16 protein-coding genes and 1 pseudogene are annotated in these 20,223 nt (G+C 72.5%); 13 read left to right on the top strand and 4 right to left on the bottom strand.

Annotated features, from left to right (window positions below):
- Window positions 1–314: 314 nt before the first annotated feature.
- From ABD371_RS35865 to ABD371_RS17600, 8 genes and pseudogenes are all read left to right on the top strand, one after another.
- A pseudogene (locus ABD371_RS35865) lies at window positions 315–533 on the top strand (ABC transporter); the annotation flags it as partial.
- 141 nt (window positions 534–674) lie between these two features.
- Entirely contained in the window at window positions 675–842 is a 168-nt protein-coding gene (locus ABD371_RS17570; RefSeq protein WP_344477940.1) for a hypothetical protein, read from the top strand.
- Window positions 843–1,039: 197 nt separating this feature from the next.
- On the top strand, window positions 1,040–1,735 hold the full coding sequence (locus ABD371_RS17575; RefSeq protein ID WP_344477941.1) for a TetR/AcrR family transcriptional regulator: 696 nt from the start codon (window positions 1,040–1,042) through the stop codon (window positions 1,733–1,735).
- A 127-nt stretch (window positions 1,736–1,862) separates the two neighbouring features.
- A complete protein-coding gene (locus tag ABD371_RS17580) occupies window positions 1,863–2,720 on the top strand; it encodes a lipase family alpha/beta hydrolase (protein WP_344477942.1) in 858 nt (285 codons plus the stop codon).
- A 64-nt stretch (window positions 2,721–2,784) separates the two neighbouring features.
- A complete protein-coding gene (locus ABD371_RS17585; RefSeq protein ID WP_344477943.1) occupies window positions 2,785–4,575 on the top strand; it encodes a sensor histidine kinase in 1,791 nt (596 codons plus the stop codon).
- A complete protein-coding gene (locus tag ABD371_RS17590; protein ID WP_344477944.1) occupies window positions 4,572–5,357 on the top strand; it encodes a response regulator in 786 nt (261 codons plus the stop codon). Before ABD371_RS17585 ends, ABD371_RS17590 begins: the two co-directional genes overlap by 4 nt.
- Before the next feature lie 197 nt (window positions 5,358–5,554).
- Window positions 5,555–6,322, top strand: coding sequence for an ABC transporter ATP-binding protein (locus tag ABD371_RS17595; protein ID WP_344477945.1), 768 nt, complete (start codon window positions 5,555–5,557; stop codon window positions 6,320–6,322).
- A gap of 62 nt (window positions 6,323–6,384) precedes the next feature.
- Window positions 6,385–8,964 (top strand): ABC transporter permease, encoded by a 2,580-nt coding sequence (locus ABD371_RS17600; RefSeq protein ID WP_344477947.1) that lies wholly within the window; start codon window positions 6,385–6,387, stop codon window positions 8,962–8,964.
- A gap of 7 nt (window positions 8,965–8,971) precedes the next feature.
- Here the strand turns inward: ABD371_RS17600 and ABD371_RS17605 are convergent, their stop codons facing one another.
- Window positions 8,972–9,412: a hypothetical protein gene (locus ABD371_RS17605; protein ID WP_344477949.1), complete on the bottom strand. Its 441-nt coding sequence runs from the start codon at window positions 9,410–9,412 to the stop codon at window positions 8,972–8,974.
- Window positions 9,413–9,843: 431 nt separating this feature from the next.
- Here ABD371_RS17605 and ABD371_RS17610 point away from each other — a divergent pair, with 431 nt between their 5' ends.
- Window positions 9,844–9,999 carry a hypothetical protein gene (locus ABD371_RS17610; RefSeq protein ID WP_344477951.1) on the top strand — a complete coding sequence of 52 codons (156 nt, stop codon included), beginning with the start codon at window positions 9,844–9,846 and terminating at the stop codon, window positions 9,997–9,999.
- Window positions 10,000–10,089: 90 nt separating this feature from the next.
- On the opposite strand, the gene ABD371_RS17615 is transcribed toward ABD371_RS17610, so the two are convergent.
- Together ABD371_RS17615 and ABD371_RS17620 are read right to left on the bottom strand one after the other, a co-directional pair.
- Entirely contained in the window at window positions 10,090–10,263 is a 174-nt protein-coding gene (locus ABD371_RS17615) for a CsbD family protein (RefSeq protein WP_344477953.1), read from the bottom strand.
- Window positions 10,264–10,547: 284 nt separating this feature from the next.
- A complete protein-coding gene (locus ABD371_RS17620) occupies window positions 10,548–11,186 on the bottom strand; it encodes a TetR/AcrR family transcriptional regulator (protein ID WP_344477955.1) in 639 nt (212 codons plus the stop codon).
- A 236-nt stretch (window positions 11,187–11,422) separates the two neighbouring features.
- Between ABD371_RS17620 and ABD371_RS17625 the strand changes: the two genes are divergently transcribed.
- The 4 genes from ABD371_RS17625 (at window position 11,423) to ABD371_RS17640 (ending at window position 17,935) form a co-directional block, all read left to right on the top strand.
- Window positions 11,423–12,925 carry an APC family permease gene (locus ABD371_RS17625; protein WP_344477957.1) on the top strand — a complete coding sequence of 501 codons (1,503 nt, stop codon included), beginning with the start codon at window positions 11,423–11,425 and terminating at the stop codon, window positions 12,923–12,925.
- Window positions 12,925–14,025, top strand: a complete 1,101-nt coding sequence (locus tag ABD371_RS17630) for an alcohol dehydrogenase catalytic domain-containing protein (RefSeq protein WP_344477959.1) — start codon at window positions 12,925–12,927, stop codon at window positions 14,023–14,025. The genes ABD371_RS17625 and ABD371_RS17630 overlap by 1 nt, the downstream gene beginning before the upstream one ends.
- A 91-nt stretch (window positions 14,026–14,116) precedes the next feature.
- Window positions 14,117–15,460 (top strand): NAD-dependent succinate-semialdehyde dehydrogenase, encoded by a 1,344-nt coding sequence (locus ABD371_RS17635; protein WP_381733952.1) that lies wholly within the window; start codon window positions 14,117–14,119, stop codon window positions 15,458–15,460.
- 288 nt (window positions 15,461–15,748) lie between these two features.
- Complete coding sequence (locus tag ABD371_RS17640; protein WP_344477961.1) at window positions 15,749–17,935, top strand: IPT/TIG domain-containing protein; 2,187 nt, start codon at window positions 15,749–15,751, stop codon at window positions 17,933–17,935.
- 71 nt (window positions 17,936–18,006) lie between these two features.
- Here the strand turns inward: ABD371_RS17640 and ABD371_RS17645 are convergent, their stop codons facing one another.
- Window positions 18,007–20,223 (bottom strand): bifunctional serine/threonine-protein kinase/ABC transporter substrate-binding protein, encoded by a 2,217-nt coding sequence (locus tag ABD371_RS17645; protein WP_344477963.1) that lies wholly within the window; start codon window positions 20,221–20,223, stop codon window positions 18,007–18,009.

The raw sequence follows: 20,223 nt of genomic DNA on the forward strand, positions 1-20,223 counted from the left end.
TTCGCCATGCCGTTTTTCCGGCCCTGAGGAGTTCCTCTTGAACACGTGATATCCCCTCAGGGAGGGTGATACGGCGGAGGATTTACTGATTCCGGGTGCCGGTCGCCGGAGATCCACTGTCCTCGGCGGTCTCGACGGCAGCGCCGCCGCCCTGAGCCGGAATCGGCGGAACCGATACCGGGCCCAGCGTGTCGATCTCCCCCGACCCCCGGGAAACGCCTGTGTCGCCGCGCTATACGGATTGCACTGCCGGCTCTCGAGCCCGTACCCCCGTCCTGGACTCGCTCACCCTGGAGTTCCCCACCGGCCATACGGTGCTGTTCGGGCCGAACGGCGCGGGCAAATCCACACCGCTCTCCCTCGGGTCCCCGGCCCTGGCCCCCAAGACCGTCCGGGTCGCCTGGAGTTCGCTGGACAGCGCCCGGTCGCGCGACAGAGGCGAGTGCCGACGCGGGATCGGCCGGCTGCCGCGGCGGATCGAGCCGGTGCCCGGACTCACCGTCCGGGAGAAGGCGGCGTACGCGGTTACGCCGCCTCGGCATCGCCCAGGCGCTGGTGCACCGGGCGGAGCTGATCCTGCTGGACGAGCCGACGGCCGGACTCGACCCCGTACGGCGCGGCGTCTTCCGCCCTTCGTCCGCTGGTCGAAAGAGGCCGGCGACAAGCTCCGAAGGGTGGGCCTCACCCCGGCCGAGCGCGTGGAGTTCAGCCTGCTGGTCCCGGACCGCGAGACCGTCCTGACCGTGGGCGCGATGCCGACCGAGGCGCAGAAGACCTGGTTCCAGCGCAACCTGCGCTCCGTGCAGGACTGCTCGTACGAGCCCGAACTGTCGCCCTCGTGATCTGGTGGCTGCGCGCCCACGCCGCCGTCACCTGCGTGGCGGCGCTCGTGGCCTGTCTGGTGGTGCGCCGATGCTCGCCACCTCCGGCATACCCACACTCGCGCTGTTCGGCGGGGCGAGGGGGAGCATTCCCGTGCCCCTCGTCCTGCCGGTGCTGCCCGTCTGCGTACTGCTGTAAGGGCCTGTATGTTGGGCCGATGGCTGGTCAGGCGGGGGAGGACGAGGGTGTGAAGGGCCGGCGGATCCGGGGGCTGAACGCCGTGGAGCGGCGGGCGAGGCGTCGTGAGGATCTGCTCGACGCGGGGCTGGAGCTGTTCTCCGGCCAGGGGTTCCAGGACACCTCGATCGAACAGATCTGCAAGCGGGCGTTCGTCGGGACCAAGAGTTTCTACGAGGTCTTCACCGGCAAAGAGGCCCTGTATCTGGCGCTGCTCGACCGTATCGTCGTGGACGTGACCGGACGCCTCACCTCGGCGCTGGACGAGCTGGACCAGCTGGACGAACGCGGCGATCGGGACGAGAGCGGGGCCGCGCGGGCTCTCATCCGCCACTTCGCGGACGCCTTCGTGGACGATGTGCGGGTGGCGCGGGTGACGTTCGGCGAGGGCCGGGCCGTGACACCGCTGGCCGAGGCCCACCGCCGTACCAACCGCCGGTGGGCGGCCTCCTTCGTCGAGACGGTCTGGCAGCGGCTGGGCATCGCGACCGGCCCGCACGCGCACGCGGTGGCCATGGGGCTGATCGGCGGCCTCTTCGACATCATCGCCGACTGGCTTCTGGACACCGGCGCGGGCGCGGAAGCCGATGCCGCGCGGCCCGCCGATCGCGCGGCTCTCCAGGACGGGCTCGACCGCTTCTACACCGTGGTCAGTTCCGGACTCGGCGACTCCTGACACCTTCCCGGAACCTTCCCGGACGGCGGGTCGAATCGGCACGCCCTTTTTGGAAACGATGCCTTGTTCCTAATAAGGGTGCGTGCTCTACTACCGGGTAACCACTCGCTGAACAAGGAGTCGCCCCATGGCCAAGCTCCGCACGCTCCTGGCAGCGCTCGCGCTGTCCGTACTCGCCTCGACCACCCTGACCGCGACGGCCTCGGCCGACACCCCGCCCCGTTCGGGGTGGAACAACTGGTCCTGCCGGCCCAGCGCCGCCCACCCGGAGCCGGTGATCCTCGTCCATGGGCTCGGCGGCAACAGCTGGGACAACTTCCTGACCCTGGCCCCCACCCTGCGCTCGGCCGGCTACTGCGTCTTCTCCGAGACGTACGGCAGGACCGTGCTGGGCGGACTGGCCGGCGGGCTCGCCCCGATGGCGGACAGCGCCGCCGAGGTGGGCGGCTTCGTCGACCGGGTGCGCGCCGCGACGGGGGCGGCGAAGGTCGACATCGTCGGACACTCCGAGGGGACCACCGTCCCCGCGTACTACATGAAGTACCTGGGCGGGGCGGCGAAGGTCGACGACTTCGTCGGGTTCGGCTCCAACTTCCGCGGCACCACGCTGAACGGTCTCGCGAGCCTGGCCGCCGCGCTGAAGCTCCAGGGGCTGCTGACCGGCGTCGGATGCGGAGCCTGTACGGACTATCTGCCCGGCTCCGCCTTCCTCGCCAAGCTCAACGACGGTCCCGTCGCCGTACCCGGGCCGACGTACACCAGCATCGTCACCCGTTACGACAGGGTCGTCACCCCGTACACCAACGGCCTGCTCACGGGGGACGGCGTCACCAACATCGTGCTCCAGGACAAGTGCGGGCCGGACTCGGCCGGGCATCTCGGTCTGGCCATCGACCCGAATGTGGCCCAGCTCGTCCTCAACCGGCTCGACCCCGAGCATTCCCAGCCGTTCCGGTGCCGCCCCTTCACCACGGTCGGCATCTGACCGGCAGCCGACCGGCACCGGCAGGTGATGAAGGGTGTTGGCCGGCACCCTTCATCATTATTTGATGACCTTCACCTCACGCGGCCCCTTCGCTGCTCCCGGCGAGAAGAGCCGGGGCATGTGGCGAGCGCTCGCCGAAGTGACCGGCGGCGCGGTGCTGATACTGCTCCCCGACCCGCTGAACGAGTGGGACCTGAGCGGTTCGCTCCCCGGCGCCGCGCAGCTCCTTCTGGCGGCGGTCGTCCTCACCCTGCTCGCCGTCCGCCGCCGCCATCCGATCGCGAGCCTGCTCGGCGCGGCCATGGTCCTCGGCCTGCTGCCGGCCGCCGGACTGCCGGTCGCGGTGATCGCGTACACCACGGCCAGACAGCTGGCGTCCCACCGCCGCCGGACCGCCGTGCTGCTGGCGTCGGCCGCCCTGACGATGCTGGTCTGCGTGGTCTCCGCGCCGCGCTACGGGGTGGGCGTCCATGACTTCGCCCCGCGCCAGGGCCTGGGCGGCCACGCTGTCGGGCTCGTCCTCGGCGGCATGCTCGCCGCCACCGTGCTGATCGTGCCCGCCCTCGTCGGCATCGCGAACGAACAGCAGAGCAGGCTGCTGCGGGCCCTGCGCGAACGCGCCGTCGCCGCGGAGACGGTCCGCCGTCTCACGGCCAGCGAGTCCCGGATCCACGAGCGGTCCCGGATCGCCGCGGAGATGCACGACCTGGTCGGCCACCGTCTCAGCCTGGTGTCGCTGCACAGCGGCGGTCTGGAGATGGCGCTGCGGAAGGAGTCGCCCGAACTGCGCGACGAGGCGGCGCGGGTACGCCGGGCCGCGGGCGAGGCGTTGCGCGAGCTTCGGGAAGTGCTCGGCGTGCTGGGTCCGCTGGGGCGGGACACCGGGACCGGGGCGCTGACCGACACCACGGGCACCCGGTCCGACATCGAGACCCTGGCCGAGGAGTCCCGCCTCGGCGGCATCCATCTCGACCTCACCTGGGACGGCCCCGATCTCGGCGATCACCCCGCCCTGGTCCGGCGCGCGGTGCACCGCGTGGTGCGCGAGTCCCTGACCAATGTGCACCGGTACGCCGCCGGAGCGCATGTCACCGTGGCGGTCACGCACGCCGACGACCGGGTGGAGATCCTCGTACGGAACGGGCTGCCGCCCGTGACCGGCGACGCGCCGGCCGGTCTGGGCACGGGGCGCGGACTCGTCGGGCTGCGGGAGCGGGTGTCGCTGCTCGGCGGCACCCTGGAGGCGGCCCCGACGCCCGTGGGAGGCTTCGCGGTCACGGCCCGCATCCCGGCGCGACCGGATCCGGAGACGGCGATCGCCGGCCCGGGGGACGTTCCGCGGGCCGAACCGCCGGCCGGGCCCGGACTCGGGGCCGGTCCCGACCGGGAGGCCCGAGGCGTCCTCCGCGTGGCCGTGACCGCTCTGACCGGGCTGTTCGGCCTCGCGGGCGTGGGGCTGATGATGATTCTCGGTCTGATCCTGGTCGGCCAGCTGCGGACGGAGGACCCCGTCGACTACGACGAGCCGCCCCGGATCGGAATGTCCCGCCAGGAGATGGAGGCCCGCGGGGACGGGGACCACTCGCTGGCCCGAGCGGCGGCCACGGGCCACGAGCCGGCCCGCCCGAAGTCCGTGACGAGCTGCGTCTACCCGTGGGTGAAGGACGAAGTCCTCGTGCCCGTGCCCGGGAGCGCCGCGCCGAAGACCATGGGGCCCGCCGCCGCCGGACGGGACGCCGAGGGCCCGGGGCACATCAGGATCACCCGATACTGTTTCCGCGGCGACACGCTGGCCGCGATCGACCACTTCACCGTGCCGATGGTGTCGCAGACACCACCGTGGGAGTCCCCATGACCGAGTCCATCGAGATCGCCGAGTCCGCCGAGTCCGCCGAGTCCGCCGAGTCCGCCGAGGTTTCCGCTTCCGGGAACCGCCCCGTCAGGGTGCTGCTCGCGGACGACGAAGAGCTGATCAGGCATGCCGTCCAGCTGATTCTGCGCCATGCCGAGGGCATCGAGGTGGTCGGTGAGGCGGTGAACGGCGAGGACGCCGTACGGGTCGCCACCGAGACCCGCCCCGATGTGGCGCTGGTCGACATCCGGATGCCCGTGCTCGACGGGCTCGCGACGGTCGAACGGCTCCTGGCCCTCCGGCCCCGCCCCCGGGTCGTCATGCTCACCACCTTCGGCGACGACGAGAACGTGACCCGCGCGCTGCGGGCCGGTGCCACCGGTTTCCTTCTCAAGGACGAGGGGCCGGAAGAGTTGATCCGCGCGATACGGGCCGCCGCCGTCGGCGACGCGGTCCTCTCGCCCGGGGTCACCGGCACCGTCATCGAGCGGATGCTCAATGGCACCGCCAGTGCCGCTGGTACCGCCGCCGCCGCAGCTACGCCCGCGGCGGCCGGGAAGGCGGCGGACGACGGTGCCGATCAGCGCCTGGCGGCCCTCACCGGCCGGGAGCGCGATGTCCTGGCGCTGCTGGCGCGGGGCCTCGCCAACGCGGAGATCGGCCGGCGGCTGGGCATCGGCGTGGGCACGGTGAAGACCCACGTCAGCGCCATCCTGGAGAAGACGGCCACGGAAAGCCGGGTACAGGCGGCGGTACTGGCGTACCGGGCGGGGCTGCTCGCCTGAGCCGGGGCGCGGGAGGGGGCCGCGCCCGGCTCTGCCGAAAGACAGAGAGGGCCGAGAGGGCCGTACGACCGGAGTACTACGCGCGCCCGTCGGCCCGCCTTTCGGCAGACGCTCCCTTCACACCCTGAGGCCGACGGTTCGGACCCGCGGCGCGCCGAGGATGGAAGCACCCCCTTCCCCTCACCGCTGGAGCCGCAATGCCGACGCAGACAGCCGCGTCCGTGCCCGCCCGCCCACCGGCCGTCTCCGCCGCCGGAGCCACCGCCCTGAGCAAGGTGTACGGCCAGGGCGAGGCCCGGGTCGTCGCCCTGGACTCGGTCTCCGTGGAGTTCGAACGCGCCCGTTTCACCGCCATCATGGGCCCGTCCGGTTCCGGCAAGTCGACGCTGATGCACTGCGTGGCCGGCCTCGACTCGGTCTCCGGGGGCTCCGCGCGCATCGGTGACATCGAACTGTCCGCGCTGAACGACCGGCAGCTCACCCGGGTACGGCGGGAGCGTGTCGGTTTTGTCTTCCAGGCGTTCAATCTGCTGCCCACGCTGACGGCGCTGGAGAACATCACCCTGCCGATGGCCATCGCCGGCCGCGAACCGGACCAGCGGTGGCTGGACACGATCGTGGCGAAGGTCGGTCTCTCCGAACGGCTGGGCCACCGCCCCGCCCAGCTGTCCGGCGGACAGCAGCAGCGCGTCGCGGTGGCCCGCGCCCTCGTCTCCTGCCCGGAGATCATCTTCGCGGACGAGCCCACCGGCAACCTGGACTCCCGTGCGGGTTCCGAGATCCTGGCCTTCCTCCGCGATTCCGTACGGGAGCTGGGCCAGACCGTCGTGATGGTCACCCACGACCCGGTGGCGGCCTCCTACGCGGACCGCGTGATCTTCCTCGCCGACGGCCGGATCACGGACGAACTCCTCGCCCCGACCGCCGAGAGCGTCCTGGATCTGATGCGCCGTTTCGGCTCCTGACCCGCTCCCGTCGCCACCACCGTTCGGACAACTCCCTCACGTACCCCAGAACCGGGAACACCATGCTCCGTACCGCCCTGCGCAATGTCCTCGCGCACCGAGCCCGATTGAGCATGACGGCCCTCGCGGTCATGCTCGGCGTCGCCTTCGTCTCCGGCACGCTCGTCTTCGGCGACACCGCCGTCCAGGCGCTGCGCGGCGCATCCGCGAAGAGCCTTGAGGACGTGGCCGTATCCGTACAGGCCGAGACCGAGATCGAGACCACACCGGACGGCGGGGCGGGCGGCGGGCGCACCACCGCGCTCACCAGCGATCTGGCCGACCGGATCCGTACCGTACCCGGTGTCGCGTCGGTGCACCCCGTCGTCAACGGCACCGCCACACTGGCGGCCCGCGACGGCCGGCCGCTCAACGCCGACAACAGCCGGCAGAACCTGGCGACCAACTACGCGCCGGACACCGGGCGCGGCGGCCGGGACAGCCGCTTCCCCCTCGCCGCCGGACGCGGCCCGGTGAACCCCGGCGAGATGGCGCTGGACCGCCGTACCGCCGAGAAGGCCGGCTACCGCGTCGGCGACACCGTGCGCTTCGCCGTCGACGGCCCCACCCTCACCAAGAAGCTGGTCGGCACCGTCGACACCGACGACCCGCGCGTCACCGCCGGCGGGACCCTGGCGCTCTTCGACACCGGGACCGCGCAGCGGCTCTTCCTGCGGGCGGGCCGGTTCGACGAGTTGGCCGTCGGTTCGGCCCCGGGCACCGACAACGAGGAACTCACCCGAGCGGTCGGCGCGCTGCTGCCCGCCGAGGGCATCACGGCGACCAGCGGCGCCCGGCTCGCGGACGAGCAGGCGAGGCAGATAGCCGAGGGCACCAAGGGGCTCACCCGGATGCTCCTGGTCTTCGCCGGGATCGCGCTGTTCGTGGGCGTCTTCATCATCGCCAACACCTTCACCATGCTGATCGCGCAACGCGGCCGGGAGACCGCGCTGCTGCGCGCCGTGGGAGCCTCCCGCCGCCAGGTGGTCCGCGCGGTACTGATCGAGGCCGCCCTCCTCGGACTCCTCTCCTCGGCCGCCGGGTTCGCCCTCGGCCTGGGAATCGCGGCCGGCCTCGGCCCGCTCCTCAACACGGGCGGCGCGGGCCTTCCGGACGGCCCCCTGGTGATCTCCACGAACGCATGGGTCTGGTCCCTCGTGGTCGGCGTCGGCGTCACCGTGCTGTCCGCCTGGCTCCCGGCCCGCAAGGCCGCGCGGATCGCGCCGGTCGAGGCGCTGCGCGGCGTCGACCAGGCCCCCTCACCCTCCGGCACCCTGCTCCGCGACATCCTCGGAGGGCTGCTCGCCGGCCTGGGCGTCCTCATCATGCTGTATCTCTCCGCCCAGAAGGACGGCAGCGAAACCAACATCTTGATCGCCGGGCTCGGCTCGGTGCTCACCCTGACGGGCGTGATCGTGCTCGCGCCGCTGCTCTCCCGCCCCCTGGTCCTGCTCATCGGCGCGGTCACCACCCGGCTCTTCGGCGTCACCGGGCGGCTCGCCCGGGAGAACGCGCTGCGCAACCCGCGCCGCACCGCCGCCACCGCCTCGGCCCTGATGATCGGACTCACCCTCATCACCGGCCTCAACGTGGCCGGCGGCTCCGTCGAGGCCGCGCTCAAGGACGAGGCCGTACGCGGGCTGACCGCCGACTACAAGGTGTCCAACGCCGGGTCCGGCGGCATCGAGCCCGCCCTGGCCACCCGTGTCGCCAGGATCCCGGGCGTCACGGACACCGCGCCCCTCGCCTCCTCGGTCCTGGACGTACGGGGCGAGTTCACCACCCTGGCCGGTGCCGAACCGCGACGCCTCGGCGAGGTGTCCGACCTGACCTTCCGTACCGGCTCACTCGCCGACCTCGGCCCCGGCCGGATCGTCCTCTCCGACCAACTGGCCGAACGGACGGGCCTGTCGACGGGCGACACCTTCACCGGCGGCCTGGGCTTCGACGCCCACCGCACGAAGCTGACCGTCGCCGGCGTCTACCAGTACACCCGTGCCATCGGCCACGCCGTCGCCACCATGGACGACGTCCTTCCGCACGCCGACGGCGGGAAACTCGACAGCGTCCTGCTCAAGGCCGCCCCCGGCCACCGCGCGAGCGGCCTCGACCAGGACATCCGCCAAGCCCTCGGCAACAGCCCCCTCCTCCAGGTGCGCGACCAGGAGCAGCTGATCGAGGCCGAGTCCGGCATGATCGACGAGATGCTCGGCATGATGTACGGCCTGCTCGCCATGGCCGTCGTCATCGGAATCCTCGGCGTCGTCAACACCCTGGCCATGTCCGTCTTCGAGCGGACCCGCGAGATCGGCCTCCTGCGCGCGATCGGCCTCGGCAGCAGGGGCGTCGGACACATGGTGACCCTGGAGTCCGTGGTCATCTCCCTGTTCGGCGCTCTCCTCGGCATCGGCACCGGAGTCTTCCTCGCCTGGACCTGCGGCAGCCTCGCCGGAGCGGCCCTCCCGGCCTACGAGACCGACCTCCCCTGGGCCCGGCTCGGCCTCTACCTCCTCCTCGGCCTCACCGTCGGCGTACTCGCCGCGATCTGGCCGGCCCGCCGGGCGGCCCGGCTGAACATGCTGCGATCGATCGGCTCCCACTGACGCATCGTCACCCTCCGGCGGCCCGGCCGGATACGGCCCCGAGCCGCCGCGCACGCGAGAACACGAGCAGCCACGCGGCGGGCAGCTGGAGGGTGAGCAGGGCGAAGATCGCCACGGCGAACGCGTCGTCGGCCGGCGCCTCGGACCCCACCCACCAGGCGGAGAGACCGGCCGACAGCAGCAGAACCAGCAGGTATACGCCACCGTCGATCAGCGAGACACGCCACACGGGCCCGGGAGCGGCGAAACGGCGGACCAGGGTCAGGGCCATGACGGTCACGGCCAGGGACACATGAGCCATCGAGTTCGTGATCCACCAGGACACCCAGAACCCGAAGCCGTCCCACACGGCGACCGACCAGGAGAGGCCGACCAGCGCTCCGGCCGCCCAGGACCCGAGGGTCACCACCAACGCGTAGAAGACGGCACCACGCCAGGCAACAGCCATTCTCCCGCTCCTCCGCCGGCGGACCGAGGGGCCACCGCCGTGCGGTGACCCGCTTGCACGGACAGTCTCCTTCACCTCTCCCGCACCGCCGTCGGCGGGCACCGGGTGGGAGCCCTTGAGGACGTCCGAGCGGCCCTCGTCACCGAGGGCTGAGAGAGGCGGCCGGCCGCGCGCCTGCTGAAGTGTGGGCCGCCGGCCGCCTCGGCGATCCGCGCGCCTTGGCCGTCGCGTGCGCACACGGTCGTTGTTCGCGGGTTCTCCCGGGGCCTCGATGAACTCCTTGAACCCGGGCGGGGCCGTGAACCGGCCCGGTGCCCTCGAACGCCGCTGTGAAGCGGTGGGAGACCCCCGTGGGGTTGGCCGAGCTGTTGTGCCGCGAGGGAAACGGGTGAACCCTGGAGCGAGGGGGTTGCTCCACGATCGGAGACGCCATGATCATTCTCGGCCTTGTGCTTCTGATCATCGGTCTGGTGGCCGGCATCGGAATTCTGTGGACGATCGGGATCATCCTGGTCGGGATCGGCGTGGTGCTGTGGGTTCTGGGAGCCCTGGGGCACGCGGTGGGAGGCCGACGCCACTACTGGTAGCCGTACCCCCTGCCTTCGAGGGCGCGGAGGCGCCCGCGGCAGCGCCGGTACGGGCCGTGCGGCGGGGAGCCGCCGGCCCGGGCCGGGACCTCAGTGCTTGAAGACGTCCTTGATCTTCTCCTTGGCCTGACGCGCGTCGCCTTCGGCCTCCTTGGCGCGGCCCTTCGCGGCCGTCTTCTCGCTGCCGACCGCGCGGCCGGCCTCCTTCTGGATCTTTCCCTTGATCTGCTGAGCCCTGGCGCGGGCCTTCTCGTCCTTGGCCATGACGGACTCCCTCCGATTCCTGGGAGGTGGCGGGCCGCCGGATCCGGCCGGATCCCGGGTCCGCGCCTCCGGGGGACACTCACCAGGCTCCCACGCCGGGCCATGGCGCACCTGCCGACTTCCGCGCGGTCGCGAACCCGGCCCGGCGAACCCGGCCCGGCGAACCCGGCCCGGCGAACTCGGCCCGGCGGACCGGGCCCGCCGCCCGCCGCCCGCCGCCCGCCGGGCCGTCCCCGGGGTCCGGGGGGCGGTGCGGGAGCCGGTGCGAGTCGGCGTCCGGGGCCTCAGGGGGTCGCCAGGGCGTCGGGCGGCAGTCCGAGCTCCCTCTCGGCGACGGTGCGGGCCAGGTCCGCTATCGGGGCGGTGCGGGCGTCGGCGCTGGTGTTGATGTAGGCGCTGCTTCCGTCGATCGCGACGAGGACGCGTACGGCCGCCTCCCACGGGTTCTCGCAGCGGAAGAGCCCCGCGCCGGTGCCCGCCGCGATGAGGTTCTCGACGCGGCGGCACCAGAGCAGCTCCTGCTCGACGACGTGGTCGCGGAGCACGGGGCGGTAGCGCGACAGATGCCGTGCGTTCAGCCAGAGCTTGCTGACGTTGTCGAACTCGGTGCTCGCGATGAGGACGAAGAAGCGCCGCAGAGTGCTCAGCGGGGTCTCGTGCCCGGGGCCCGCGGGCTCCTCCGGGAGGAGGCCGTCGAGCTCGGCCCCGGTGGCGCTGGTGAACGCCTCCGCCACCAGGGCGTCGGCGGCCGGGAAGTAGTGGCTGACCAGCCCGGGCTGGACCCCGAGCGCGTCGGCGACCCGCCGCAGCGTGATGCACTCCAGTCCTTCGGCGAGCCCGACCAGCGCGGCGGCGCGGACGATCTCCTGGCGGCGCTCGGTCGGCGCTTTCCGGGTTCGTGTGCCGGAATCCCTTGACGTCATGGGGCGAATGTTATTGAGTGAGTGACCAATCAGCAATTGGCCAGGTGACCAATAGCGGGTGGGGTCGCGGAGAGCCGCGGCCCGGGGCGGCATCCCGCCCGACACCGGGGGAGCGAATCCCCGCTCCGCCTCGTAACCGGCGCCTGGGGCTGTGCCCGTGCCGACCCTCGGTCCCACGGCACGGGCGCGGCCCCACGTACGCGGACCGGCGCACAGCACCTGTACAGGAGACCAACGTGCACGACACTCACACCGACGCCGGGGAACTCGCCGAGTACGGCTACCGGCAAGAGCTGAAACGGACCCTGTCCGCGTGGGCCGTGTTCGCGATCGGATTCGCGACGATCTCCCCCGTCGTCGGGGTGTACGCCGTGGTCCAGCTGGGCTTCGTCTTCGCGGGCCCCGCCTGGATCTGGGCGGTCGTCGTCGCCTTCCTCGGCCAGCTGCTGGTCGCCCTGGTCTACGCCGAGCTGTCGTCCCAGTTCCCGGTCACGGGCGGGGTCTACCAGTGGGTGCGCCGGCTGGGCGGGCCACGGCTCGGCTGGCTGGTCGGCTGGATCTATCTGGCCTCCGCCGTGGCATCCCTGACCACCGTCGCCTATCTGGGGGCCGCCTGGCTCCACATGCTCTTCGGCGAAGGCACTCTGTCGAGCACCACCCATGTGCTCCTGGGCGTGGTCTTCGTCGCGGTGGCGCTCGGGATCAACCTCCTCGGCGTCAACCCGGTGAAGCACTTCCTCAACGCCGGCATCATCGCCGAGGGCGTCGCCTCGATCGCGGTGAGCGTGTTCCTGCTGCTCTTCGTGCACAACAACGGCTTCGGGATCCTCTTCGAGACGCTCGGCGCGGAATCGGCCTCCGGCGGCTCCGCCCTGGCGGGCTTCCTGACCGCCCTGGCCGTCGCCGGCTGGGCGTTCCTGGGCTTCGACGCGACCACCCAGGTCGCCGAGGAGACCGAGCAGCCGCGACGCAATGTGCCCAGGGCACTGCTGCGCGCCTACCTCTTCGTCGCCCTCACGGTCCTGCTGACCGGGCTCGCCGTGACGCTCGCGCTGCGCAACCCCGAGGACGCGGTCTCCGGAGCCCTCGCGGACCCGGTCTTCACCGCCGTCACCGAGGGGCTGGGCGGCTGGAGCGAGAAGCCCTTCATCCTCCTCGTCCTGATCGCGTTCATCGCCTGCGCCATCTCGATCCAGACGTACATCGGCCGCGCCGTCTTCTCCTTCGCCCGCGACCGCCAGCTGCCCTTCTCCGCGAAGCTCGCCACCGTCGGGCCGCGCCAGATCCCCTACGTCTCGCTCATCGCGACGGCCGTGCTCGCCTGCCTCGGACTTCTCCTCGGGCTGAACGGCAACGCCGCCGCGACACTGATCGCCTTCGGCTCCGGCGGCTTCTACTTCATCTTCCTCACCGTCGCGGTCGTGGCGCTCGTCGCCCGGCTGACGGGCCGCTGGAACCCCGCCGCAGGACAGCTCAGGCTCGGACGGGCCGGCCTGGCGATCAATGTGCTCGCCGTGGTGTGGCTGCTCTTCGAGGCCGTCAACATCGCCTGGCCCCGCGTCGAGCTCGCCCCGGCCGGCGGGAGCTGGGTCCAGGTCTGGGCCGTGATCCTGGTCTTCTCCGTCCTCCTCGTCGCCGGCCTGGTCTACATCCTGATCGCCAAGCCCCACACCAAGCTCCCCGCCGCCGCGATCCCCCCACCCGCCACCCCGACCTCCGAAAAGGTGAAGGCGTCCTGATGCCGTCGAAACTCTCCCCCGCCATCGTCTTCGATCCCGCCGAGGGGCTGGCCTCCCGCGATGTGTCCATCCGGCCCGCCGGGCCGGGCGAGGTCGAGATCGAGGTGCGCGCGGCCGGCGTGTGCCACTCCGACCTGCATGTCGTGACGGGCGACTGGCCCAGCGACCGCCCCCTCGTCCTCGGGCACGAAGCGGCCGGGGTGGTGACCGCGGCCGGGACCGGCGTCACCTCGCTGAAGGCCGGCGACCATGTCGTCCTGTCCTGGTTCGCGCCGTGCCGCCGCTGCCGCGGATGCGTCGCCGGAACGGCATGGCTGTGCACCGGCACCAAGGCCGTCGCCAACACGCTCCCTGACAGCACCACCGCGTTCGCGGACGACCGGGGCGAGCCGGTGTGGCCCTACCTCGGGCTGGGCGCTTTCACGGAGCGGCTGATCGTGCCGGAAGTGGCCGCGGTGAAGGTCCCGGACGCGCTCCCCTTCAGCATCGGCGCCCTCCTCGGCTGCTCCGTCACCACCGGCGTCGGCGCCGTGGTGAACACCGCGGGCGTCCGCCCCGGCGAGTCCGCGGTGGTCATCGGCACCGGCGGAGTCGGGCTCTCCGTCGTGATGGGCCTGCGCCTGATCGGGGCCGACCCCATCATCGCCGTCGACCTCTCGGCCGAACGCCTCGCCACGGCACAGCGGTTCGGCGCGACCCACATCCTCGACGGCGCCGGGACCGATGTGGCCGCCTGGTGCCGGCAGGAGTTCGGCGGGGTGGACTACGCCTTCGAGGCGATCGGAAGCCCCAAGGTCATCGGCACGCTCCCCGCCATGCTCGCCCCGGGCGGGGCGGCGGTCCTGGTGGGCATGGCGGCGACCGGCGCGACAGCCTCCTTCGACCCCTTCGACCTGGCCGACCAGGGCAAGCGGATCCTCGGCTGCAACTACGGTTCCAGCATCGGGGAGATCGACATCCCGAAACTGGCCCGCCTCTATCTCGCGGGCCAACTGCCCCTGGACGACCTCGTCGGCCGCACCCGGCCCCTGCACGAGGCGGCGGCGGCCTTCGACGATCTCCGGTCGAACATCGGCGTCAGAACTATTCTCGAACCGTGAGACACCCCCTCACCCGGCGCGGCACGCCACAAGCGTCCACACCAGCGGGAGCGACGGAGGCCGCGGCCGTCCCCCACCAGTACCCGGAGGCATGATGTACGCCGTCACCGACCCGACCACCGGTGAGGTCACCGCCACCTACCCGACCGCCACGGACGCCGAGGTGGCGGCGGCCGTCGAGGCCGCCCACACGGCCACCGCCCGGTGGCGCACCGGCTCCGTGGCCGAGCGCGCGGCACTGCTGCGACGCCTCGGCGATCTGCACAACGAGCACCGGGCCGAGCTGGCCGCGAGCATCGTCCAGGAGATGGGCAAGCCGCTCCCGGAGGCCGAGGGCGAGATCGACTTCTGCACCGACATCTACCACTACTACGCCGACCACGCCGAGGAGTTCCTCGCCGACGAACCGCTCGACGTCCTCTCCGGCCCCGGAACCGCCGTCGTCCGGCGCAGCCCGGTGGGCGTACTCCTCGGCATCATGCCGTGGAACTTCCCCGCCTACCAGGTCGCCCGCTTCGCGGCCCCGAACCTGGCGCTCGGCAACACCATCGTGCTCAAGCACGCGCCGCAGTGCCCGGCCACCGCGGCGCTGCTGGAGAAACTGTTCACCGAGGCCGGCTTCCCGGCCGGTGCCTACGTCAACGTGTACGCCACCAACGAGCAGGTCGCCGACATCATCGCCGACCCCCGTGTCCAGGGCGTCTCGCTCACCGGATCCGAACGTGCGGGCGCGGCCGTCGCGGAGATCGCGGGACGGCACCTCAAGAAGGTCGTCCTCGAACTCGGAGGCTCCGACCCCTTCATCCTCCTGTCCACCGACGATCTCGACGCGGTCGTCGACGCCGCCGTCGCCGCCCGCCTCGACAACACCGGCCAGGCGTGCAACGCCGCCAAGCGGTTCGTGGTCCTCGACCACCTCCACGACGCGTTCGTCGAACGGTTCACCGCCAGGCTGCTCGCGAGCGAGACCGGTGCGCCGCTGTCATCGGCCGCCGCCGCCGAGAACCTGGGCCGCCAGGTCGACGCGGCGGTCGCCCAGGGAGCCACCCTGCACAGCACCGGGAAGCGAGACGGCGCCCACTTCCCGGCCGGGGTCCTGACCGGTCTCACCACCGACCACCCGGCGGCCCGGGAGGAGCTGTTCGGCCCGGTCGCGATGGTCTTCGCCGCCGCCGACGAGGAGGACGCCGTACGGCTGGCGAACGACACCCCCTACGGTCTCGGCTCGTACCTCTTCACCACCGACCCGGCACAGGCCGAGCGGGTCGCCGACCGGATCGAGGCCGGCATGGTCTTCGTCAACGGCGTCGGCGCCGAGGGGGCCGAACTGCCCTTCGGCGGCGTCAAGCGCTCCGGGTTCGGGCGCGAACTCGGACGGCCCGGGATCGAGGAGTTCGTCAACAAGAAGCTCATCCGGACCATCGCCCCACGGTGACCGGCGAGGGCGTACGGGCGCGTCCGCTCCGCGCTCCCGCCGTTCCGGCCCTCAAGCCGTAGGTGACTTGCTAGCCTTTTTTAGGGTTCCTGCACCGCGCTTGGCGGGTGACGCTGTGATGCCGCGTCACCCGCCACGTGCTGGTGGTGGGTGCTGCACGAGACGGCCAGAACCGTCGGTGGTCCGGAGGTGTCCGGTGCCGGCGGGTACTCGTGCCGCGCTCTGATGGAGCCGACCCCACCCGGGGGCCTGCCAGGCGCGGCGCATCCTCGGGAAGAGGGTTTCCTCATGCTTGACTCCATCACGCGTCACGGCCCGGTCCGTGTCAGGGCGCGCACCGTGCTGGCGGCGGTGATCGCCGGTCTCCTCGCGATCGTCGGTCTCGGCGCGGTCACCCCGGCCGGGGCCGTTCCGGCCCCGGCAGCGCCGGTGACGCACCAGTTCGTGTACGTCGCCAACGGCAACTCGGTCACCGCCTACGACACGGTGACCGGTACGACCGCGGCCACCATTCCGGTCACGTCCCCGATCAGCGTGGTCGCCTCCGCGGACGGGACGACCGCCTACGTCACCAGGTACAGCGGCGGCGTTGCGGTGATCGACACCGGCACCAACACGGTGACCTCGACCATCACCGCGGGAACCAACCCCTTCGGGGCGGCTCTTTCCCCGGACGGCTCCAGGCTGTATGTCAGCAACGCCGGCTCCAACACGGTCTCGGTCATCAGCACCGCCACACAGACGGTGACCGCCACCATCCCGGTCGGCATCGCTCCGGGGGCCGTCGCGTTCAGCCCTGACGGGGCCACCGCCTACGTCTCGAACAACGGCAACACCACCAACGCCGGTGGGATGACGGTGATCGACACCGCCACCAACACGGTGACCGCCACCGTCAACGCCGGCGGCCGTCCCGTCGACGTGGCCGTGTCCACCGACGGCACCCAGGCCTATCTGCTGCAGAACAGCGGCGGCAAGGTGGCCGTAATCAGCACCGCGACGAACACGGTGACCACGACCGTCACCATCGGCGGCAACCTCAACGGCATGGCCCTGAGCCCCAATGGGGCCGCCCTGTACATCGCCAACGCCCCGGGCAACTCCGTCGTGGTGCTCTCCACCGCCACCAACACCGTCACCGCGACCATCCCGGTGGGCGCCGGCCCCAACCGGGTGGCCTTCACCCCGGACGGCTCCACCGCCTATGCCGCGAACAACGGCACCAACACGGTGTCCGTCGTGGACACCGCCACCAACACCGCCACGGGAACCATCACGGTCGGCTCCCGTCCGGGCGGCCTCGCCGTGGTGAATGTGCCGCAGCCGGTGGTCACCTCGATCAGCCCGGCCTTGGGACCGATCACCGGCGGCACCACGGTTGCTGTCACCGGCACCGGCTTCACCGGCGTCACCGGCGTGAAGTTCGGCACCACCGCCGCGACGTCCTTCACCGTCAACAGCGACACCTCGATCACCGCCACCGCACCGGCGGGCGTGCCCGGGACCGTGCACATCACCGTCACCAAGTCCGCCGGCACCAGCGCCACCTCGCCCGCCGACGAGTTCACCTACTTCGACCCGGGTGCCGATCTGGCGGTCGCGGTGGCGGACTCCGCCGACCCGGCGCCGCTGGGCGGCACCTTCACCGACACCGTGACGGTGACCAACAACGGGCCCGCCAACGCGACGGGTACCACGGCCGACGTCACCCTGTCCGGGGTCCCGGCCGGCATCGTGTCCGCCGTCCCGTCCCAGGGCTCGTGCGGCATCGCCGCCCCCGCCGTCTCCTGCACCCTGGGGAGCCTGGCATCCGGGGCGAGTGCCACGGTCACCCTCACCCTGTCGCCGACCGCCACCGGCACGGTCACCGCCACCGCCACGGTCGACGCCACCCAGCCCGACCCGACGCCCGGCAACGACACCGCGACGCAGAACACGACCGTCGACAACGCCCTCGGGTGCACGATCACCGGCACCAACGGCAACGACACTCTCTCCGGCACCAACGGCGCCGACGTCATCTGCGGCCTGGGCGGCAACGACACCATCAACGCGGGCAACAACAACGACACCGTCCACGCGGGCGGCGGCGACGACACCGTCGACGGCGGCAACGGCAACGACACCATCCGGGGCGGCGACGGCAACGACGGTATGGGCGGCGGCAACGGCGACGACCACCTCTACGGCGAAGCAGGCAACGACACCAACGACGGCGAAACCCTCATCGGCTCGCTCCTGCACCTGTTCGACAACGGCGCCGACCACATCTACGGCGGCCCCGGCGACGACACCCTCGACGGTCAGAACGGCAACGACGTCCTGACCGACCACGACGGCACCGACGACATGAGCGGCGGTCTCGGCAACGACGCCATCGACGTCCAGGACGGCGTCGCAGGCGACACCGCCAACGGCAACCTCGGCAACGACATCTGCGCCGCCGACACCGGCGACACCACCACCAGCTGCTGACCCCACCACACCGACCCGGGGCCGGGCCACCACAAGGAGGCCCGGCCCCACCCCGGCCGCGGCCCCCGGTCTCAAACCTCCCGGTACGGGCCGAGGAAGCGGGGGCGGCCGTTCTCGATCCTGTACAGGTAGATCCCGTTCTCGTACCGCACCAAGCGGGTTGTCGCGTGGAAGGCGAGAGGTCGCACGATTCCCCGGTGCTCGGTCCGTACGAGCCGTTGGCCGATGCCCCGGCGAAGCTCTCCCGACGCCCCGGTGGTCCCGGTGGCGCGGGCGATCAGGCCGACGGCGTCGTACGCCTCGGCGGCCCAGGTGGCCGGCGGTACGCCGAAGCGCCCGCGATGGGCGGCGGTGAAGGCGCGGGCCGATGCGAGGGCGGTGGGGTCGGCGTACGGCTCGGCGAAGACCCAGCCCTCGGCGGCTGCGCCCGCTTCGCGGAGGAAGGCGGGCCCGAGAGCGGGTCCGGCGCCGACGCGGGTGCCGGTGAAAGCTTCGTCCGCCAGGGCGGTGGCCAGGAGGGCGGCCCGGGAGGCGGTGCCGCCCGCGAACACCACGGCGTCCGCCCGGCCGGACACGGCCTTCCGGGCCGCCGCGGCGAAGCCCGAGCCTCCCCGGGCGAGCCGCTGCCGCATGAGCGTGGCGGTGGCCGGGAAGGCGTTGCGGAACCCCCGTCCGAGGTGGCCGCCGAGCCCTGAGTCGGCCGTGTCCTCGACCAGCAGGATGCGCTCGGCGGGGCGGGTGTGGGCCAGATAGCTGATCAGGCCAGGGGTGAGTGCCTGGTCCAGGGGGCGGGTCACACAGTGGTGAAGGCCGGTGCCGGACTCGACGGTGCTGGTGCCCGCCGCGACGACGACCAGGGCGAGCCGGGCCGCGCCGTACCGCGCGACCAGTTCCTCGCGCAGTTCGTGGCCGGTCGGCCCGACGACGGCGACGACGGCGGGGTCCGCCGCCAGCCGGCCGGCTGTCCGGAGCGCTGTCGCCGGGTCCCCCGCGTCGTCCTCGGTGCGCAGGGCGAGCCGGAACGGCTTGTCCTCGCGGGCGTTGTGGTCGGCCATGGCGAGCCGCATGCCGCGCTGGTGAGCCAGCCCGGTGGCGCGGCCGGGTCCGCTGAGATCGGCGTGGAGCCCGATCGTGTGGGTGGGTGTCCTCGCGGACCCGGCGGGCGGCCCGCCCGCGGTGGCGCCGTGTTCCCGCAGGGCGAGCCAGGCCATGGTGGGGCCGCCGGCCAGCAGGACCGCTCCGGCCGTCAGCAGCCCCCGGCGGGAGCGACGGGAAGGGCCGGCCGCCGGGGCGGGTGCGGCGGACGGCCGCTCGGGCTCGGGGCCGGGGCCGGGGTCGGGGAGCGCGAGGGCGGCCGCGGACCGGTCGGCGATCAGTGCGGGCAGCCCGGCCGGCATCCGCCAGGGAGCCGGAGCGGTACGGGGGGACTCGCGCGGGTCCGGCGCCCCCGGCCGGCCCGGGTACTCGCGTGGGTCTCCGGGATCCTCCTCGCCCGCCGCCAGCGTCTCGCGCACCCCGCTCGCGGTCGGCCGGTCGGCCGGTTCCTTGGCGAGGCAGGCGCTGATCAGGGGAACCAGACCCGGCGGGACGCCTGTCAGCTCCGCCTCCTCGTGGATCGTCCGGAACAGGACGCCCGCGCCGCCGCCGCTGCCGAACGGCCCCCTCCCCGTCGCCGCGTACGCGAGGACGCAGCCGAGCGAGAACACGTCGGACGGCGGACCGGGCGCCCGGGCCGACGCGTGTTCGGGGGAGAGGAAGCCGGGTGTCCCGATGACCGCGCCGGTGGCGGTCAGCGCGGTGGCGCTCTCGTGACGGGCGATCCCGAAGTCGATGAGGCGGGGGCCGTCGAGGGCGAGGAGCACATTGCCGGGCTTGACGTCGCGGTGGACCAGCCCGGCGTGGTGGACCGCGACGAGGGCCTCGGCGAGCCGGCTCCCGAGCGCCCGGACGGTGGCCGTGGGCAGCGCGCCGCCGGTGCGCACCACCTCGCCCAGCGAGGGCCCGGGGACGAACGCGGTCGCCAGCCACGGCTCGCGGGCCTCGGTGTCCGTACCGAGCACCGGCACCAGCCAGGGGCCGGTCACCCGGGCCGCCGCCTCGGCCTCGCGCCGGAAGCGCGCCCGGAAGCCGGGGTCGGCGGCGTGCTCGGCCCGGATCACTTTGACGGCGGCGAGCGCCCCGCCCGCCGAGCGGGCCAGATAGACGACTCCCATGCCGCCCGCGCCGAGCCGGACGAGCGTGCGGTACGGGCCCACGGTGCGCGGGTCCTCGGAGGTGAGGGGCCGCAC

Origin of the sequence: Streptomyces amakusaensis (assembly GCF_039532665.1) — a bacterium.
Classification (GTDB): Bacteria; Actinomycetota; Actinomycetes; order Streptomycetales; family Streptomycetaceae; genus Streptomyces; species Streptomyces amakusaensis.

What these genes read in the sequence shown, in the direction of transcription:
- ABD371_RS17575 (WP_344477941.1), top strand. Translation starts at nt 1,040, where the DNA reads ATGGCTGGTCAGGCGGGGGAGGACGAGGGTGTGAAGGGCCGGCGGATC.
- ABD371_RS17580 (WP_344477942.1), top strand. Translation starts at nt 1,863, where the DNA reads ATGGCCAAGCTCCGCACGCTCCTGGCAGCGCTCGCGCTGTCCGTACTC.
- ABD371_RS17585 (WP_344477943.1), top strand. Translation starts at nt 2,785, where the DNA reads ATGACCTTCACCTCACGCGGCCCCTTCGCTGCTCCCGGCGAGAAGAGC.
- ABD371_RS17590 (WP_344477944.1), top strand. Translation starts at nt 4,572, where the DNA reads ATGACCGAGTCCATCGAGATCGCCGAGTCCGCCGAGTCCGCCGAGTCC.
- ABD371_RS17595 (WP_344477945.1), top strand. Translation starts at nt 5,555, where the DNA reads ATGCCGACGCAGACAGCCGCGTCCGTGCCCGCCCGCCCACCGGCCGTC.
- ABD371_RS17600 (WP_344477947.1), top strand. Translation starts at nt 6,385, where the DNA reads ATGCTCCGTACCGCCCTGCGCAATGTCCTCGCGCACCGAGCCCGATTG.
- ABD371_RS17605 (WP_344477949.1), bottom strand. Translation starts at nt 9,412, where the DNA reads ATGGCTGTTGCCTGGCGTGGTGCCGTCTTCTACGCGTTGGTGGTGACC.
- ABD371_RS17610 (WP_344477951.1), top strand. Translation starts at nt 9,844, where the DNA reads ATGATCATTCTCGGCCTTGTGCTTCTGATCATCGGTCTGGTGGCCGGC.
- ABD371_RS17615 (WP_344477953.1), bottom strand. Translation starts at nt 10,263, where the DNA reads ATGGCCAAGGACGAGAAGGCCCGCGCCAGGGCTCAGCAGATCAAGGGA.
- ABD371_RS17620 (WP_344477955.1), bottom strand. Translation starts at nt 11,186, where the DNA reads ATGACGTCAAGGGATTCCGGCACACGAACCCGGAAAGCGCCGACCGAG.
- ABD371_RS17630 (WP_344477959.1), top strand. Translation starts at nt 12,925, where the DNA reads ATGCCGTCGAAACTCTCCCCCGCCATCGTCTTCGATCCCGCCGAGGGG.
- ABD371_RS17635 (WP_381733952.1), top strand. Translation starts at nt 14,117, where the DNA reads ATGATGTACGCCGTCACCGACCCGACCACCGGTGAGGTCACCGCCACC.
- ABD371_RS17640 (WP_344477961.1), top strand. Translation starts at nt 15,749, where the DNA reads ATGCTTGACTCCATCACGCGTCACGGCCCGGTCCGTGTCAGGGCGCGC.